The organism is Oscillibacter sp. ER4, from assembly GCF_000765235.1.
In the GTDB taxonomy this organism is placed as follows: domain Bacteria; phylum Bacillota; class Clostridia; order Oscillospirales; family Oscillospiraceae; genus Hominicoprocola; species Hominicoprocola fusiformis.
The window spans coordinates 44,650-59,971 of the sequence record NZ_JPJG01000014.1 but is presented as its reverse complement, the minus strand read 5'-3'; the positions used below and the strand labels follow the sequence as shown (position 1 = coordinate 59,971).

Below are 15,322 nucleotides of genomic sequence, written 5' to 3'. Positions count from 1 at the left end.
TATTACTTCAAACGGAAACATACGCGCGCGGGAAAGCGGCGAACCGCGGCGGGCGGCCTGCCGGAATACGCAGGGAGGTGTCCGTATGCGCGCCATCGAGCACTTTAAAACCATCACGCATCATCGCCATCTGGTGCGGCAATACTGTTTTCGCCTCGGCCTGTACTATCAGGGGTTAACGCATGACCTGAGCAAATACAGCCCCTCGGAATTCTGGCGCGGCGTCAAGTATTATCAGGGCTACCGCAGCCCGAACGACGCCGAGCGGCGCGAAAACGGCGTGAGCCTTGCGTGGCTCCACCACAAGGGGCGCAACCGCCACCACTTTGAATACTGGATCGACTACTGTATTGCCGACGACGGCAAGGTCTACATGGGCGGGTGCAAAATGCCGCTCAAATATGTAGCCGAAATGTTCTGCGACCGCATTGCCGCCTGCAAGGTCTATCAGGGCGACAAATATACCGACGCCTCGGCCTACGACTACTACGAAAAGTCGCGCGGCCATATCCTCATCCATCCCGAGACCGGCGAGCTCATCGGCAAGATGCTGCTCGTACTCAAGGAGCAGGGCGAGGACGCGGCGTTCGACTATGTGCGCGCTCTTCTGCGCGAGGAAAAGCAATGTCCGACAAAATGAGAAAACTGTCAGAAGATCGCTTGCAATCCTGCATATTTCAGAGTAAACTATTTTCATTATAGAATTTTAACAGAGGACGGACAAGAACCAATGACTCATCCCTACAAGACGCGCGAGGGCGGCGCGACGGTAACGATCTTTGTACCCTACGATTGCCGGAACCACTGCCCGTTTTGCGTGAACAAGCAGGAATACGCCCATGCTGAGGGCTTCAGCGTGGAGGCGATCCTCAAGAGCATCGCCGTGATGGACGAGATCACGCCGCGCTGCGACTTTGTTTTCACCGGCGGCGAGCCGTTTGCCAACTTAAAAGCGCTCCAGCGCATGCTCGACGCCATCCCCACGACCCACAAGGTCTATATCAACACGACCTTCCCCGTGCAGCCCGGGTGCAGCGCGGAGGAAATGATTGCCTTCACCGAGCGCAATCGCGACAAGATCACCTGCATCAACATCTCGCGCCACCTGACGAAGTATGTCGAGGAGTCGCCCGACGAGGTCGTCGCCCGTATCGCAACGCCCAAGCGTGTGAACTGCGTGCTGTACATGGACTATCCCGCCGACGAGCTTGTGGACTACGCAGAGCGCTGGCGCAAGTACAACATCCCCGTGCAGTTCCGCTACGACTACACCGAGACGACGCCCGAGAACCTCTATCAGGAGGAGGGCGACAAGATTTTGGCAGACCTTAAAAAGCGCTTCACCTACAAGGGCCTCGACGGCTGCCGCATGCGCAACGGCTACCACTTCGACTACAAGGGCCTGCACATGACCTACCATAAGACGTTGCCCTATTCCACCATCGTGGAGACGGGTGACGACGGCGTGACCTACGATATCCTCTATGATATCCTCATCAAGCAGACCGGCGAGATCCATTCCGACTGGACGGGTGTGAAGCTCGATGTGGACGCGTACCGCAAGGTGGTCTACGAGCCCTATGATCTGCGCGTGCGCGAGGGCACGATCGACTTTTGAGAAAGGCGGCAATGCTATGAGCTATCAGGCGGCAGTCATCACCGTGAGCGACCGCGCGTCCGCGGGCGTGTACGAGGACAAGAGCGGCCCCGCTGTGGCCGCGATGCTGAAGGAGGCTGGCTACGAGGTTGTGTACACGTCCATCGTGCCGGACGAACAGGAGAAGATCAGCGAAGAGCTCATCTCCTGCGTGGATGAAAAGCACTGCGGCCTTGTCATCACGAGCGGCGGCACGGGCTTATCTCCCCGTGACGTGACGCCCGAGGCGACGCGCGCCGTGCTCGAGCGCGAAATTCCCGCGATCCCGCAGGCGATGATCTATTACAGCTTGCAGATCACGCCGCGCGCGATGCTTTCCCGCGCCGTGGCCGGCACGAGAAGAAACAGCCTCATCCTGAACCTCCCCGGCTCGGAAAAGGCTGCGCGCGAAAACCTGAGCGCCGTGCTCGGCGCGCTTGACCACGCCCTCAAGATGATCGCCGGCGGCGGGCATTGAGTAAAAAGTATAAAAAAAGTTCCCACGTTTATACGCGGGAACTTTTTTTATACCTTTTGCAGGGGGATCATGATTTCAGTGACGAACTTTTCCGTGTCGGTCGTGAAGCCGTAGTCGATGACTGTAATCTCGCGCGAAAATCCGGCGGCGGTGTAGCCTTCCTCGCGGATGAACTGCATCAAGCGGCGGTACTGCGCGGGCGACTCGGCGTGGTGTCCGCGGAAGCGCACGCATGCGCAGAGCGAAGCGGGCAGATCAATGACGTCGCCCGCAAAGCGGTCGGCCTCGTCAAGCACGAGAAATTCGCCGTCGTACTGCCCAAAGCTGCCATCGTTCAAGTGCTCCTGCGATACGCTGAAGCCGACCTTGCCGAGGAAGACCAGCGCTTCGGCCTGCGCGGCGGCAAGACGGCTCGTGGAGAGCTCGAGCGCGGAGTAGTCCGGCGCGGTCAGCGCCGTGTCGATCCAGAAAAGGCGAAGCGCGGGCGAATGGATGAGCGTGATCTCGCCGAGCGGCGCATGCCGCACATCTTGGAGCTGGCTAAGGCGCGCGTCGAGCTTGCGCTCGATGCGCTTGAGCTCCTTTTGCTTCTGTACGACGGCGGCCTTCTGCGCGCGCAGCTTTTCTTCGATCGTCTCCACGTCGCGGTTTTGCAGAAAATCAGCGATCTCGGTGAGCGGCATGTCCATCGCGCGCAGATACCGGATGGTGTTGAGCGGCTCAAACTGGCGGACGCTGTAGTAGCGGTAATTCGTCGACGGGTCGACGTATTCCGGCGTAACAAGGCCGAGCGCCTCGTAGTGGCGCAGGCTGCTCACGCTGAGATGGAAAATTTTTGCCATTTCGCCGATGGAGAAAAGCTGGGGAAGAGCCATTTATGATGCCTCCTGCGCACGTTTTTCCCGCCGCGTGAGGATGGCGTAGGCGATCACGCAGACGAGGATGGAGAAAAGCGACCCCGCGGCGTTGGCAAGGCCCATGGGCAGCAACGTCTGCGGGAAGTATTTGGACGCAAGGTACGCCCCCGGCACGCGCACGAGCAGGATCGAGAGCGAATTGTGCAGAAACGAGATGCCCGACTTGCCGCAGGCGCAGAAATAGCCGCTGAAGCTGAACTGCACGCCGGCAAAGAAGCTGTCCCAGATGTAGCCGCGCAGATATTGCCCGCCCGCGGCGGCGACGGCGGCATCAGGCGTGAAGAGGCCGACGAGCGGCTCGGCGATAAACTGGATGAGGATGACGACCGCGATGCCGAACGAGCAGGCGATCATCGCGGCGTAGCGCAGCGTGAGACGCGCGCGCTCGGGCTTGCCCGCGCCGATATTCTGCGCGCCGAGCGCCGAGACGGTCGAGAGCATCGACGACGGGATGAGGAAGAGGAAGCCGATGATCTTTTCGACGATGCCGACGGCGGCCGCGTCCGTCAGACCGCGGCGGTTGGCGATGATCGTGATGATGACGAACGAGACCTGAATAAAGCCGTCCTGCAGAGCGACGGGCACGCCGATCTGAAGGAGCTTACCCATGACGGTGCGCTGCGGGCGAAAGTCCGCGCGGCGGACGGAGATGAGCCTGCGCTTCAAGATGACCGCGAGCGAGACGAGGACGCTCACCGCCTGCGAGAGCGTGGTGCCGAGCGCCGCGCCCGCGGGGCCGAGGTGCAGCGTGCCCATGAAGTAGTAGTCGAGCGCGATGTTGACGACGCAGGCCACGGCGATGAAGTACATGGGGCTCTTGCTGTCACCAAGGCCGCGGAAGATCGAGGCGATGATGTTGTACGCCGTGATGAACGGAATACCGATAAAGCAGACCGTGAGATAGGCGAGCGTGCCCTGCACGGCCTCCTCCGGTGTGGACATGATGGAGACGATACCCCCGCGCAGCGCGAGCAGCAGTGCCGTCAGCGCAAGAGACAGCAGCATGAAGAGCGTGACTGTGTTGCCGATGGCAGAGGCGGTGCGCTTTTTGTCGCCGCCGCCGGCGGCCTGCGCGATGCTGACCGTCGCGCCCATCGCAAGGCCGACGAGCATGACCGTGAGCATGTGCATCACCTGCGAGCCGATGGAGACGGCGGTCGTGCTGGCGACGCCCTCAAACTGGCTGATGATGAAGAGGTCGGCCATGCCGTAGAGCGTCTGCAAAAAGTAAGAGAGCAGATACGGCAGCGAAAAGGACACAACGTTGCGAAAGACGCTGCCGGTGGTGAGATCGTTTTGCATCGGAAAGGACTCCTTGTCAGTATAGCATGGAGTCATCATAAACTCTATAACAATTGTAGAGTCAAGCGTAGATTTCTCCGCGCGGAAAAAAGTCTCACTTTCCCGGATAGCCCAGTGCGGCGGAAAGCATCTGCCCTGCGGCGACGACCGCGCGCTCGGCGTGCGCGAACTCGTCCGAGTGCACGGAGCGGAACATCCCCAGTACGCTGACGACGTACTTGAGCGCGCCGCCGCCGGTGAACACCGGCGCGGAGATGGAGCGAAGACCGATCTTATACTCACCGTTTTCCACGGCGAAGCCCGCCTTGCGGCAGGCGGGGAGCGATGCGAGCAGCGCGTTTGCGTCCGTCTCCGTGTGGGGCGTGTAGGGCGTGAGCGGCACACGGGCAAGGAGAGTCGCCGCCTCGCTCTCACTCATGCAGGCAAGGACGATCTTGCCCTGCGAGGTGCAGTGCAGCGGCAGCCGCGCCCCCGGCGCGGAGACGATGCGAAGGCTGTCGCGCCCCTCGGCCTGGTCGAGGGCGACGATGTGCCCGTTTTCATAGGTGGAGAGCATGGCGGAGGCGCCGGTCGCTTCTGCCAGATGCTCGAGGTAAGGCCGCGCGAGGGACGAGATGTTCCAGAACGCGCTGGCGCGGCAGCCGTATTCAAAAAGGCGCAGGCCAAGGGCGTATTTGCCGTCTGCGTGCTGTGTGATGACGTCATAGTCGCGCATGGTGGTCAAAAGGCCGAACACTGTGCTCTTGGGCAGCCCTGCGCGCTCGCTGATGGCCGTGAGCGACATCGCCTCGCCCGCGTCGCTGAGGAACTGCAAAAGCTCCATCGCCTTCGCCACGGAGCGGATGGTGTTGCCGTCAGTCATAAATCGGCCCTCCCGGTCAAAAATCGTTGCTTGTATTCTAAAAAATACTGCGGAAAAAGTCAAGATTACGATAATATAAAAATACAGTTCGACATTATCGGACAACTGTGTTGCGTAAGAGCGTGATATTTGCTAAAATATCATGCTGTACCATGGAAGAAAGAGGCGTTTCAGATGCTGGACGGCTTTGCAAGATCAATTACATACCTGCGCATCAGCATCACGGACCGCTGCAATTATCGCTGCCGCTACTGCATGCCGGACGGTGGCATTGAAAAGTGCGCGCACGAGGACATCTGTTCTTTGGAAGAGCTGCGCGACATGGCCGCAGCGGCGGTCAGGTGCGGCGTCAAAAAGATCCGCGTCACCGGTGGCGAGCCGCTCGTGCGCCGCGGTGCGGTGGACTTCTGCCGCATGTTATCAGAAATTCCCGGCGTTGAAGAGCTCTGCGTCACGACGAATGGCAGCCTGCTCAAGGAGGTTGCCCAGCCGCTGCGCGATGCGGGCGTCACGCACCTCAACATCAGCCTCGACACGCTGAACGAGGAGCGCTTTCGCACCATCACGCGCCTTGGCACGCTGCAGGATACCTTGGACGGCATCAAGGCGGCGGAGCGCGCGGGCTTTGCGAAGATCAAGCTCAACTGTGTGCTGCTCGGCGGCGTCAACGACGACGAGATCGCCGATTTTGTGGACTTAACGCGCGAACATCCGTGGCAGGTGCGCTTCATTGAGCGCATGCCGATGGGCTGCGGAAAGAATTTCGGTACATACCTCCCCTCGCAGGCGGTTTTGGACCGCTGTCCGGAGTTGGAGGCCGTTTCGCACGACGGCGTGGCCGCATGCTACCGGCTGCCGGATGCAAAGGGGACCGTCGGCCTCATCGCGCCGATGAGTCATGCGTTCTGCGCAGAGTGCAGCCGCATCCGCATCACGGCGGACGGGAAATTGAAGCCGTGCCTGCATTCGGACGCAGAGATCACGCTGCGGGGCTTGTCCGGTGAGGAATTGGAGCAGGCCATCCGCCGCGGCATTCTGATGAAGCCGGAGCGCCACCACATGGACGAGACTGGCGTCACGGAGACGCACCGCGGCATGTTTGCGATCGGAGGCTGAGGATGGAACTGACGCATTTTAACGAACAGGGTCGCGCCCGCATGGTGGACGTGAGCGAAAAGGTGCAGACCTATCGCGTGGCGCGCGCCGCCGCGACGGTCTGCATGGCGAAAACGACGATGGACAAGATCAAAGAGGGCTCCATCGGCAAGGGCGATGTGCTGGCGGTCGCGCAGGTCGCGGGCATCATGGCCGCGAAGAAAAACAGTGAACTGATCCCGATGTGCCACCCGCTGCTGCTCACGAAGGTGGACATCTCATTTGAAATCGAAGAAACCGCCCTGCACATCCGCAGCGAGGTCCGCTGCCACGGCGAAACGGGCGTTGAAATGGAAGCGCTGACAGCCGTCAGCGTCGCCGCGCTCACGGTGTACGATATGTGCAAGGCCGTGCAGCGCGATATGCGCATCGACGGCATCCACCTTCTCTATAAAGAGGGCGGCAAGAGCGGCGTTTATGAAGCGGAGGAATGAAGAAATGGCACGGGTGACCGCTGTGAACATCAGCGAAAAAAAGGGCGTGCGCAAGCACGAGGTGCCCTATATCGACGTAAAATACCGCCACGGCATTGTGGGCGACGCCCACGCGGGTGACTGGCACCGCCAGATCAGCCTGCTGGCCGACGAGAGCGTGGACACGATGCGCGCTATTTGCCCGCTTGAGCTGGATGCGGGCATCTTTGCCGAAAACATCAACACCCGAGGCATCGAGCTCAAGACGCTCCCCGTCGGCACGCGCCTGCGCGTGGGCGAGACGGAGCTTGAGGTCACGCAGATCGGCAAGCAGTGCCACAACGACTGCGAGATCAAGCGCACGACGGGCAAATGCGTGATGCCGACCGAAGGCATCTTTGCCATTGTGATCAAAGAGGGCCGCATTCAGGCTGGAGACGAGATCGAGGTGCTGAAGAAATGAGACTTATCAAAACCGAGGACGCGGTGGGCCATGTGCTCTGCCACGACATGACGCAGATCATCAAGGACCAGTATAAGGACGCGCGCTTCCGCAAGGGCCATGTCGTGACGGAGGAGGACATCCCCGTGCTGCTCAGCATGGGCAAGGAGCACCTCTACGTCTGGGAGATGACGCCCGGCATGGTGCACGAAAACGACGCGGCGGAGCGGCTTCTGGCCCTCTGCGGGCAGGAGAATATGATCCGCAGCGGCGTGAAAGAGGGCAAGATCGAGCTCAAGGCCGCCTGTGACGGCGTGTTTCTGGTCGATTCCGCGCGCCTTGTCGCCGTGAATAGCCAGGACGAGGTGATGATCGCCACGCGCAAGGGCGGCACCGCCGTGCGCGAGGGCGACAAGCTTGCGGGCATGCGCGTCATTCCGCTGATCATCGAGGAAGAAAAGCTCCAAAAGGCCGAGCAGGCCGCGGGCGATAAGCCGCTGCTGTCTCTCAAGCCCTATGTTCGTAAGACCGCCTGCATTGTGGCCACCGGCGGCGAGGTCAAAAAGGGCCTCATCAAGGATACGTTCACGCCGGTCGTCATCGACAAGCTCAAGACCTACGGAATCGAAACGCTCGAGGTCGTCTACTCCGGCGACGGGGTGGAGAATGTGCGCGACGCGGTGCTCGCGATGCGCGAAAAGAAGCCCGACATGATCCTCTGTACCGGCGGCATGAGCGTCGACCCCGACGACAACACGCCGGGCGGCATCAAGGCCGCGGGCGCGAATATCATCGCCTACGGCGCGCCGGTCCTGCCGGGGGCTATGTTCCTGCTCGGCTATTTTGACGACGGTATGCCCGTCATGGGCCTGCCCGGCTGCGTGATGTACGCGGGCGCGACGGTCTTTGATCTGATGCTGCCGAAGATCGCGGCGGACGTGCCCGTGACGCGCGCGGATATCGCGGCGCTCGGTGAGGGCGGGCTGTGCCTTGGGTGCAAGCCGTGCCACTATCCGATCTGCCCGTTTGGAAAATAAAACTTTAAAACGATGGCGGAGCCATCGTTTTGAGGGGGTACAGCCTGCTGCGCGCACTCGCTTGCGCTCGCACACTTGCAGGCTGAGAGGTGTTTTTTGCCACGCGCATGGAAATTGGCGAAGCGCCGCCAGCGGCGGATGAAGTGAGCCAGTTTCGAGGAAGCGGCACGATTGGCACGTCCAACGGGCGCAGGAATCGTAATGCCGCGACGGTGACCGCGGCAAAAAACGGATCAAGATTATTTGCCGTCTGCGGACGGCTTGGGCAGCCGTTAGCGGCTTTGCCGCTTTACGGATGCCGCATCCCCCTTGCGGGGAAAAGTCTGCGACGCTTGTTTCGCGCCCAAGGAGCGCGGAGTTAGGGGGGGCAGGACTGATAGATTTTTGAACCGAATGAGTCGGTACTTTTTGACAACTTTAACGCTTCGCGCCTGCGGGCGCGAAATGTTGGGGGTGCGTTATCTATTTTGAGGATAGCGAAGTGATTTTGTCCAAGTTCCTCGCTGGGGATTGGAAATAAATTGCGTGCGGCGTGTTCTTGCCCGTTCCTGTATCGCCGCGCTTTTCAATGAATGCGCGAAAAAGAAAAAATTTGTAAGGAAGTATCCAAACATGAAAAAGCTTTTGTCTCTGCTCCTTGCGCTTGCGCTCGTGTTCTCTCTGGCCGCCTGCGGCAGCAAGACTGACGACACAACCACCGACGACACCCAAGGCGATGCGAACGCCGAGAGCGTTGATCTCGTCGTCTTCACCGCCGCCTCCATGACCGAAACTCTGACGGAGATCGCCGAGATGTACAAGGAAGTTGCCCCCAACGTCAACATCACCTACAACTTTGACTCCTCGGGCAAGCTCCTCACCCAGATCAGCGAGGGTGCTGACTGCGACCTGTTCATCTCCGCCGCCCCCAAGCAGATGAACGCCATGGACGGCAGCCTCATTGACGACAATGACAAGAACCCCGACGGTCTTGACCTCATCGTGACCGACAGCCGCATCAACCTGCTCGAGAACAAGGTCACGCTCGCCGTTCCCGAGGGCAACCCCAAGGACATCGAGAGCTTCGACCAGCTCGCTGAGCTCCTCAAGAGCGGCGACGTTATGCTCGCCATCGGCAACAGCGACGTGCCCGTCGGCCAGTACACCCAGAAGATCTTCGCCTACTATGGCCTTGACGAAGCGGCTCTCGCCGACTCTCTGACCTACGGCAACAACGTCAAGGAAGTTACCACTCAGGTGAGCGAGGCCAGCGCTGACTGCGGCATCATCTACGCCACCGACGCTTACTCCGCCAGCCTCACGGTCGTCGACAGCGCCACCGCCGAGATGTGCGGCCAGGTCATCTATCCCGCCGCCGTCCTGAAGGGCGAGAAGGAAGAAGCCGCCCAGGCCTTCCTCGACTACCTCCAGGCCGCTGACGCCATGTCCGTGTTCGAGAGCGTCGGCTTCAGCGCCGCTAACTAATTGCAAATAGTCTCGTAACACTATTGCAGGAGCGACGAGTACTCGTAGAGAGTATGCCGCGTCCGTAAGGCAGCAAGCTGCCAACGGCTGCGCAACGGAAATAGAAGAACGTCAAGTCGTTCAGAAGTAAAACGCTTACATATCGTTCCATCGATGTAGTTTGACCCTTGCAGTACGAGAGGTCAAGGGGCAGCGCCCCTTGCGCTTCTCTGGGGATTCCAAAAGGGGATATCTCTTTCGGAAGAGATATCCCCTTTTGTCCCGTTTCCTGCCGCAGGATGCGGCACGAACTTTCCGCCGCCACTGGCGGAAAACCCGCTTGTCTTGTGGCAAACTTTTTTCGCCGCATTTGCGGCGGCGTGGAGATCGCCTGAATCTCCCAAACTCCAGAAAATCGGAGGTCACTTATGGATTGGTACCCCTTATGGAACTCGCTGCGCATTGCGGCGATCTCCACGGTCGTTATTTTCTTTGTCGGCATTTTTGCCGCCTATTATATCGCAAAGCTTCCGCGCCTGGTCAAAGGTGTGCTCGATGTGCTTCTGACGCTGCCGCTCGTGCTGCCGCCGACGGTCGTGGGCTATCTGCTGCTGCGCGTGTTCGGCCCCAAGCGCGTCATCGGCGCGTGGGTGCTCGAAACGTTCGGCGTCAAGATGGTCATGACCTGGTGGTCGGCCATCTTTGCCACGGTGGTCGTCATCTTCCCGCTGATGTACCGCACGGTGCGCGGCGCGTTCGAGTCTTTTGACGAGACGCTGGCCTATTCGGGGCAGACGCTGGGCCTGTCGAATACCTACATTTTCTGGCGGATCCGCATGCCGTACTGCCGTCAGGGCGTGCTGGCCGGCACGGTGCTGGCCTTTGCACGCGCGCTCGGCGAATACGGCGCGACGAGCATGATCGCGGGCTATACGCCCGGCAAGACCGCGACGATCTCCACCACGGTCTATCAGCTCTGGCAGACGAACAACGACGCGCTCGCGATGAAGTGGGTCTTGGTCAATATTGCGATCTCCGCCGTCGTGCTGCTGGCGGTCAATATGCTCGAGCGGCGTGACTTCCTCACGGATGCGAGCAAGGCGAGGAGGGCGAGAAAATGAGTTTGTTCGTCGATATTGAAAAAAAGCTTGGCGTGTTTCATCTGCGCTCACAGTTTGAAGCGCCGGACGAGACGATAGCGCTGCTCGGCGCCTCGGGCTGCGGCAAGAGCATGACGCTAAAGTGCATCGCGGGCATCGTGACGCCCGACCGCGGGCGAATTGTGCTCGGCGACCGCGTGCTCTTTGACAGCGAAAAGAAGATCAACCTGCCGCCGCAGCAGCGCAAGGTCGGGTATCTTTTCCAGCAGTACGCGCTGTTCCCGAACATGAGCGTGGAGCAGAATATCCTCTGCGGCATCCGCAGCGGAGATAAGGCGGAAAAGCGGCGCGTGCTGGCGGAAAAAATTCGCATGTTCCGCCTTGAGGGCCTTGAGAAAAAGCACCCCGCGCAGCTCTCCGGCGGTCAGCAGCAGCGCGTGGCGCTCGCGCGCATTTTGTGTTCTGAGCCGGAGGCGATTTTGCTCGACGAGCCGTTCTCCGCGCTGGACAGCTACTTAAAGTGGAATCTTGAGATCGAGCTTGCCGACCTGCTCGCGACGTTCAACGGCCCCATCCTCTGGGTCAGCCACGACCGCGACGAGTGTTACCGCAACTGCCGCAGCGTTTGTGTGATGGAAAACGGACGGACCAGCGAGGTCACGCCGATGGACGAAATGATCCGCCACCCGGGCAGCGTCAGCGCGGCGCGCCTCGCGGGCTGCAAGAACTTCTTCGCCGCCGAGGCGAAAGACGGCAAAGTCTACCTGCCCGAGTGGAACGTGGCACTGCCGCTTGCCGTCACGGAAAAGCCCTTTACAATGCTTGGCATTCCGGACAATGCCGTTACCCTGAGTGAAAGCGGCGGAATGGCCTGCACCGTCTGCCGCATGATCCCCGGCGTGGAAGAGAACATCCTCTTGCTGCGTCCGGAGGGCAGCGCCGAAGGCGCGCCGATGCTGCGCATCACTGTTGCACATGAAAGTGATCTGCAAGCGGGCGCAGCCGTCCGCGTTGCACTGGACTACAGCAAACTGTTACTCCTGTGAATTAAAAAAGTGAGAGCAGGGCAATGCCCAGCTCTCTTTTTCTGTCAAAATATAAATACAATTCGTAATATTCTGCCAAAATATAACGAAACACGGCGGTTTTGGGCGTATGCCCAAAACCGCCGTGCCATATTTTCATTACAGGCGCCCGTAGATGCGGGTCGTCTCGTGGATGGACTTTGCGAGCTTTTTGCTCGCCTCGCCGCTCAGCATGCGCCACTGCCAGTTGCCGCTGCTCGTGCCGGGGGTGTTCATGCGGCAGCCCTTGCCAAGGCCCAGATAGTCCTGCATCTGTGCGACAAACAACCTGCTCTGGCAGCTCATGCCGCCGCGGATGATGCCGGCGTTGAAGCCCTCCTCGTCATTGAGACCGAGGTACTTCTTCGCGAACGCGATGTCCGCCTTATCCGCCTCCGTGCGCCAGAGGGCGAGGGGCGCGTTGTCGTGCGTGCCGGTGTAGCAAATGCTGTTGAAGTTGCAGCTATGCGGCAGGTAGTCGCTCGGGTCGCGCGAGTCGAACGCAAACTCGAGGACCTTCATGCCGGGAAGACCGGAATCGGAGAGCAGCTGCACGACCTCGGGCGAGGGATAGCCGAGGTCCTCGGCGATGAAATCGAGGTCGCGGAACCAGCCGGTCAGCACGCCGACGAGCGACATGCCGGGGCCCTTGACCCAACGGCCGTTTTTGGCGGTCGTCTCGCCGTAGGGAATGGCCCAGTAGCTCTCGAAGCCGCGGAAATGGTCGATGCGGATGACGTCGTAGAGCTTCTGCGCGCCGCCGATGCGGCGGATCCACCAGCCGAAGCCGTCCTTCGCCATGGCCTCGTAGTTGTAGAGCGGGTTGCCCCAGAGCTGCCCGTCCTCGCTGAAGCAGTCAGGCGGGACGCCGGAGACCTCGGTGGGCACGTTGTGCTCGTCGAGCTGGAACATTTCGGGTTCTGCCCACACGTCGGCGGAGTCCATCGCTACATAGATGGGCAGGTCGCCGATGATGCGGATGCCGAGCGAGTGGATGTACGCCTTGAGTGCCTCCCACTGGCGGAAGAAGAGAAACTGAATGTAAGTGAAAAGCTCCACATCCTCGCGCAGCTCGGCGCGGTAGCGCTCGATGACCTCGCTGCTTGTGCGGCAGCGGATGTCCTCGTCGTCCCATTCCGTCCAAGACTTCATGCCGAAGTGGCGCTTGAGCGCCATGAAGAGGGCGTAGTTCGGCAGCCAGCGCTCATTTTCGCGCTCAAATGCCGCGACGGCCTCGCGGTCGCGCGTAAAGCCGCGCGTCTTGGCCTTTTCGAGCAGCGTGAAGCGGCTCGCGTAGATTTTGCCGTAGTCGACATAGCGGGGATCGTCGCCCCAGTCGCAGGCGTTGACCTCCGCGCGCGTCAGAAGCTTATCTTTGACGAGCAAGTCCAAGTCGATGAAATACGGGTTACCCGCAAAGGACGAAAAGCTCTGATACGGCGAGTCGCCGTAGCTCGTCGGGCCGAGCGGCAAGAGCTGCCAGTATTTCTGCCCCGCGGCGGCGAGAAAGTCGGCAAAGTCATAGGCGGCCTTGCCCATCGTGCCGATGCCGTGGGGCGAGGGAAGGGACGAGATCGGCATCAGAATGCCGGAGGAACGTTCGATCAATGGAACCACTTCTTTCTGGAAAATGAAGGATGAAAGGCGTTAACCCTTTACCGCGCCTGCGGCCACGCCCTTGATGATGTACTTCTGGCACAGCAGGTAGAACACGATGACAGGGATGATGCTCAGCAGGATCAGCGCCATCGTCGCGCCGAGGTCGACGGTGCCGTAGCTGCCCTTGAGGTACTGGATGTGGATGGGGATGGTCAAGTACTTCGTGCGGTCGAGCACGAGATAGGGCAGCAGATAGTCGTTCCACACCCACATAATCTCGAGAATGCCGACAGAGATCATCGTGGGCCGCAGCATCGGCAGCACGACGGAGAAGTACGTGCGCAGCGGGCCGCAGCCGTCGATGGCGGCCGCCTCCTCAATTTCAAGCGGGATGGATTTGACAAAGCCGACGAACATGAAAATCGCAAGCCCCGCGCCAAAGCCGAGGTAGATGATGGGGATGGTCCAGGGGGTATTGAGCTTGAGGGTATCGGCCGTCTTCGACAGTGTGAACATCACCATCTGGAACGGCACGACCATCGAAAAGACGCAGAGATAATAGACCATGCGGCAGAATTTGCTGTCCACACGCGCGATGTACCACGCGGCCATCGACGTGCAGAGCAAAATCAGCGCGGTCGAGACGATGGTGATAAATAAGCTGTAGCCGGCGGATTTTAAGAACGGGTAGTTGCCGAACGTCAGGCCCTTGATGAAGTTCGCCCAGCCGGCAAAGCTCTCCGCGTTCGGGAGGGCGAACGTGTCGGTCTTGACATAGGTGTTGAGCTTGAAGGAGTTGATGACCACCGTGAGGACCGGCAGCACATAGATGACGCAGATGACGCCGAGCACGATGGAGAGGATCGTCTTGCGGCGGGCTTCTGCGGAAAGAGAGTGCTTGTTCATTACTGCTGCACCTCCTTTTTGCGGTTGGCACTGAGCTGGAGAAGACCGATGGTCGCGACGAGGATGAAGAACAGCACGGCCTTGGCCTGCGCGGTGCCGCGCGAGTTGGCATTCTGCCCGTAGAACGTGTTGAGAATGTTCAGCGCGAGCATTTCGGTCGTCTTGATCGAGCTGCCGTCGGACAGGATGGTATAGGGCTGGCCGCCCGTGAGGGCGAGGTTCTGGTCGAAGAGCTTGAAGCCATTCGTAAGAGAGAGGAACGTGCAGATGGTGATGGAGGGCATCACATTCGGGATCGTGACTTTCCAAAGCGTCTGCCAGCGGCTCGCGCCGTCGATCTTCGCGGCCTCGAGCATGTCCTCGGGCACGGCCTGCAGGCCCGCGATGTAAATGATCATCATGTAGCCGATCTGCTGCCAGCACATCAGGATGATGAGACCCCAGAAGCCGAGCTTCGTGTTGAGCAGGATCGACGTGCCGTAGCGCGAGAGGATGCCGTCGAAGATCATCGACCAAATGTAGCCGAGCACAATGCCGCCGATGAGGTTCGGCATGAAGAACACCGTGCGGTACAGGTTGCTGCCCTTGATGCCCTGCGTGAGCGCGTAGGCCACCGCAAAGGCCAGCACGTTGATGAGCACGAGCGATATGACGGCAAACAGCGCCGTGAACCAGAACGAATGCACAAAGCTCGCATCCTGGAACGCGCGGCGGTAGTTTTCAAGGCCGACAAAATGCGCGTCGCTCGTGACCTTGAATTTGCAGAAGGAGAGATAGATGCCCTTGCAGAACGGATAGACAAAGCCGATGATGAACGCGCAGACCATCGGCCCCATAAAGAGCGGGAACCAGCGGCGGATCGGGCGGCGGATCATCGAGCTGTTGACCGCAGCGTTGCTGTGCTTATGTTTCAATTCGATCAACTCCCAGCCAAAGATAGAATATTGCTTTTGTTTCTGCACGGCGGG

Annotated in this window: 16 protein-coding genes; 10 read left to right on the top strand and 6 right to left on the bottom strand. The window is 60.0% G+C overall.

Annotation, left to right across the window (positions count from 1 at the left end; translation table 11 throughout):
- Positions 1 to 85 precede the first annotated feature (85 nt).
- The 3 genes from NI20_RS0102505 to NI20_RS0102495 all read left to right on the top strand — a co-directional run bounded on the left by NI20_RS0102505 (position 86) and on the right by NI20_RS0102495 (position 2,114).
- A complete protein-coding gene (locus NI20_RS0102505) occupies positions 86 to 640 on the top strand; it encodes a DUF5662 family protein (RefSeq protein WP_033119866.1) in 555 nt (184 codons plus the stop codon).
- A gap of 90 nt (positions 641 to 730) precedes the next feature.
- Positions 731 to 1,618: a 4Fe-4S cluster-binding domain-containing protein gene (locus NI20_RS0102500; protein ID WP_033119865.1), complete on the top strand. Its 888-nt coding sequence runs from the start codon at positions 731 to 733 to the stop codon at positions 1,616 to 1,618.
- Positions 1,619 to 1,634: 16 nt separating this feature from the next.
- Complete coding sequence (locus NI20_RS0102495; protein WP_033119864.1) at positions 1,635 to 2,114, top strand: molybdenum cofactor biosynthesis protein B; 480 nt, start codon at positions 1,635 to 1,637, stop codon at positions 2,112 to 2,114.
- A 47-nt stretch (positions 2,115 to 2,161) separates the two neighbouring features.
- Here NI20_RS0102495 and NI20_RS0102490 read toward each other — a convergent pair whose 3' ends face one another.
- From NI20_RS0102490 to NI20_RS0102480, 3 genes are all read right to left on the bottom strand, one after another.
- Positions 2,162 to 2,989 carry a MerR family transcriptional regulator gene (locus NI20_RS0102490; protein WP_033119863.1) on the bottom strand — a complete coding sequence of 276 codons (828 nt, stop codon included), beginning with the start codon at positions 2,987 to 2,989 and terminating at the stop codon, positions 2,162 to 2,164.
- The gene (locus NI20_RS0102485) at positions 2,990 to 4,333 is read right to left on the bottom strand and encodes an MATE family efflux transporter (RefSeq protein WP_033119862.1); all 1,344 of its coding nucleotides are present in this window, start codon (positions 4,331 to 4,333) and stop codon (positions 2,990 to 2,992) included.
- 94 nt (positions 4,334 to 4,427) lie between these two features.
- Positions 4,428 to 5,195 carry an IclR family transcriptional regulator gene (locus NI20_RS0102480; RefSeq protein ID WP_052084373.1) on the bottom strand — a complete coding sequence of 256 codons (768 nt, stop codon included), beginning with the start codon at positions 5,193 to 5,195 and terminating at the stop codon, positions 4,428 to 4,430.
- A 174-nt stretch (positions 5,196 to 5,369) separates the two neighbouring features.
- Here NI20_RS0102480 and moaA point away from each other — a divergent pair, with 174 nt between their 5' ends.
- The 7 genes from moaA (at position 5,370) to NI20_RS0102445 (ending at position 11,831) form a co-directional block, all read left to right on the top strand.
- Positions 5,370 to 6,311, top strand: coding sequence for a GTP 3',8-cyclase MoaA (moaA, locus tag NI20_RS0102475; protein WP_033119861.1), 942 nt, complete (start codon positions 5,370 to 5,372; stop codon positions 6,309 to 6,311).
- 2 nt (positions 6,312 to 6,313) lie between these two features.
- The gene (gene moaC, locus NI20_RS0102470) at positions 6,314 to 6,784 is read left to right on the top strand and encodes a cyclic pyranopterin monophosphate synthase MoaC (protein WP_033119860.1); all 471 of its coding nucleotides are present in this window, start codon (positions 6,314 to 6,316) and stop codon (positions 6,782 to 6,784) included.
- A 4-nt stretch (positions 6,785 to 6,788) separates the two neighbouring features.
- Entirely contained in the window at positions 6,789 to 7,226 is a 438-nt protein-coding gene (locus tag NI20_RS0102465; RefSeq protein ID WP_033119859.1) for an MOSC domain-containing protein, read from the top strand.
- Positions 7,223 to 8,242 carry a molybdopterin-binding protein gene (locus NI20_RS0102460; RefSeq protein ID WP_033119858.1) on the top strand — a complete coding sequence of 340 codons (1,020 nt, stop codon included), beginning with the start codon at positions 7,223 to 7,225 and terminating at the stop codon, positions 8,240 to 8,242. The genes NI20_RS0102465 and NI20_RS0102460 overlap by 4 nt, the downstream gene beginning before the upstream one ends.
- Positions 8,243 to 8,854: 612 nt before the next feature.
- The gene (gene modA, locus NI20_RS0102455) at positions 8,855 to 9,706 is read left to right on the top strand and encodes a molybdate ABC transporter substrate-binding protein (protein ID WP_033119857.1); all 852 of its coding nucleotides are present in this window, start codon (positions 8,855 to 8,857) and stop codon (positions 9,704 to 9,706) included.
- A gap of 407 nt (positions 9,707 to 10,113) precedes the next feature.
- A complete protein-coding gene (modB, locus tag NI20_RS0102450; RefSeq protein WP_033119856.1) occupies positions 10,114 to 10,806 on the top strand; it encodes a molybdate ABC transporter permease subunit in 693 nt (230 codons plus the stop codon).
- On the top strand, positions 10,803 to 11,831 hold the full coding sequence (locus NI20_RS0102445; protein ID WP_033119855.1) for a sulfate/molybdate ABC transporter ATP-binding protein: 1,029 nt from the start codon (positions 10,803 to 10,805) through the stop codon (positions 11,829 to 11,831). Before modB ends, NI20_RS0102445 begins: the two co-directional genes overlap by 4 nt.
- A gap of 138 nt (positions 11,832 to 11,969) precedes the next feature.
- Here NI20_RS0102445 and malQ read toward each other — a convergent pair whose 3' ends face one another.
- The 3 genes from malQ to NI20_RS0102430 are packed head-to-tail and all read right to left on the bottom strand — an operon-like array spanning position 11,970 to position 15,229.
- Positions 11,970 to 13,481 (bottom strand): 4-alpha-glucanotransferase, encoded by a 1,512-nt coding sequence (malQ, locus tag NI20_RS0102440; protein WP_255357996.1) that lies wholly within the window; start codon positions 13,479 to 13,481, stop codon positions 11,970 to 11,972.
- A 15-nt stretch (positions 13,482 to 13,496) separates the two neighbouring features.
- The gene (locus tag NI20_RS0102435) at positions 13,497 to 14,354 is read right to left on the bottom strand and encodes a carbohydrate ABC transporter permease (protein ID WP_033119854.1); all 858 of its coding nucleotides are present in this window, start codon (positions 14,352 to 14,354) and stop codon (positions 13,497 to 13,499) included.
- Positions 14,354 to 15,229: an ABC transporter permease subunit gene (locus NI20_RS0102430; RefSeq protein WP_177612432.1), complete on the bottom strand. Its 876-nt coding sequence runs from the start codon at positions 15,227 to 15,229 to the stop codon at positions 14,354 to 14,356. Before NI20_RS0102430 ends, NI20_RS0102435 begins: the two co-directional genes overlap by 1 nt.
- Between the last annotated feature and the right edge of the window lie 93 nt (positions 15,230 to 15,322).

Bases quoted from the DNA above. Each gene is read 5' to 3' on its own strand.
- NI20_RS0102435 (WP_033119854.1), bottom strand. From the start codon at position 14,354: ATGAACAAGCACTCTCTTTCCGCAGAAGCCCGCCGCAAGACGATCCTC.
- NI20_RS0102485 (WP_033119862.1), bottom strand. From the start codon at position 4,333: ATGCAAAACGATCTCACCACCGGCAGCGTCTTTCGCAACGTTGTGTCC.
- NI20_RS0102465 (WP_033119859.1), top strand. From the start codon at position 6,789: ATGGCACGGGTGACCGCTGTGAACATCAGCGAAAAAAAGGGCGTGCGC.
- modB (WP_033119856.1), top strand. From the start codon at position 10,114: ATGGATTGGTACCCCTTATGGAACTCGCTGCGCATTGCGGCGATCTCC.
- moaC (WP_033119860.1), top strand. From the start codon at position 6,314: ATGGAACTGACGCATTTTAACGAACAGGGTCGCGCCCGCATGGTGGAC.
- NI20_RS0102505 (WP_033119866.1), top strand. From the start codon at position 86: ATGCGCGCCATCGAGCACTTTAAAACCATCACGCATCATCGCCATCTG.
- NI20_RS0102490 (WP_033119863.1), bottom strand. From the start codon at position 2,989: ATGGCTCTTCCCCAGCTTTTCTCCATCGGCGAAATGGCAAAAATTTTC.
- NI20_RS0102495 (WP_033119864.1), top strand. From the start codon at position 1,635: ATGAGCTATCAGGCGGCAGTCATCACCGTGAGCGACCGCGCGTCCGCG.
- NI20_RS0102480 (WP_052084373.1), bottom strand. From the start codon at position 5,195: ATGACTGACGGCAACACCATCCGCTCCGTGGCGAAGGCGATGGAGCTT.
- NI20_RS0102445 (WP_033119855.1), top strand. From the start codon at position 10,803: ATGAGTTTGTTCGTCGATATTGAAAAAAAGCTTGGCGTGTTTCATCTG.
- NI20_RS0102460 (WP_033119858.1), top strand. From the start codon at position 7,223: ATGAGACTTATCAAAACCGAGGACGCGGTGGGCCATGTGCTCTGCCAC.
- NI20_RS0102430 (WP_177612432.1), bottom strand. From the start codon at position 15,229: ATGATCCGCCGCCCGATCCGCCGCTGGTTCCCGCTCTTTATGGGGCCG.
- modA (WP_033119857.1), top strand. From the start codon at position 8,855: ATGAAAAAGCTTTTGTCTCTGCTCCTTGCGCTTGCGCTCGTGTTCTCT.
- NI20_RS0102500 (WP_033119865.1), top strand. From the start codon at position 731: ATGACTCATCCCTACAAGACGCGCGAGGGCGGCGCGACGGTAACGATC.
- moaA (WP_033119861.1), top strand. From the start codon at position 5,370: ATGCTGGACGGCTTTGCAAGATCAATTACATACCTGCGCATCAGCATC.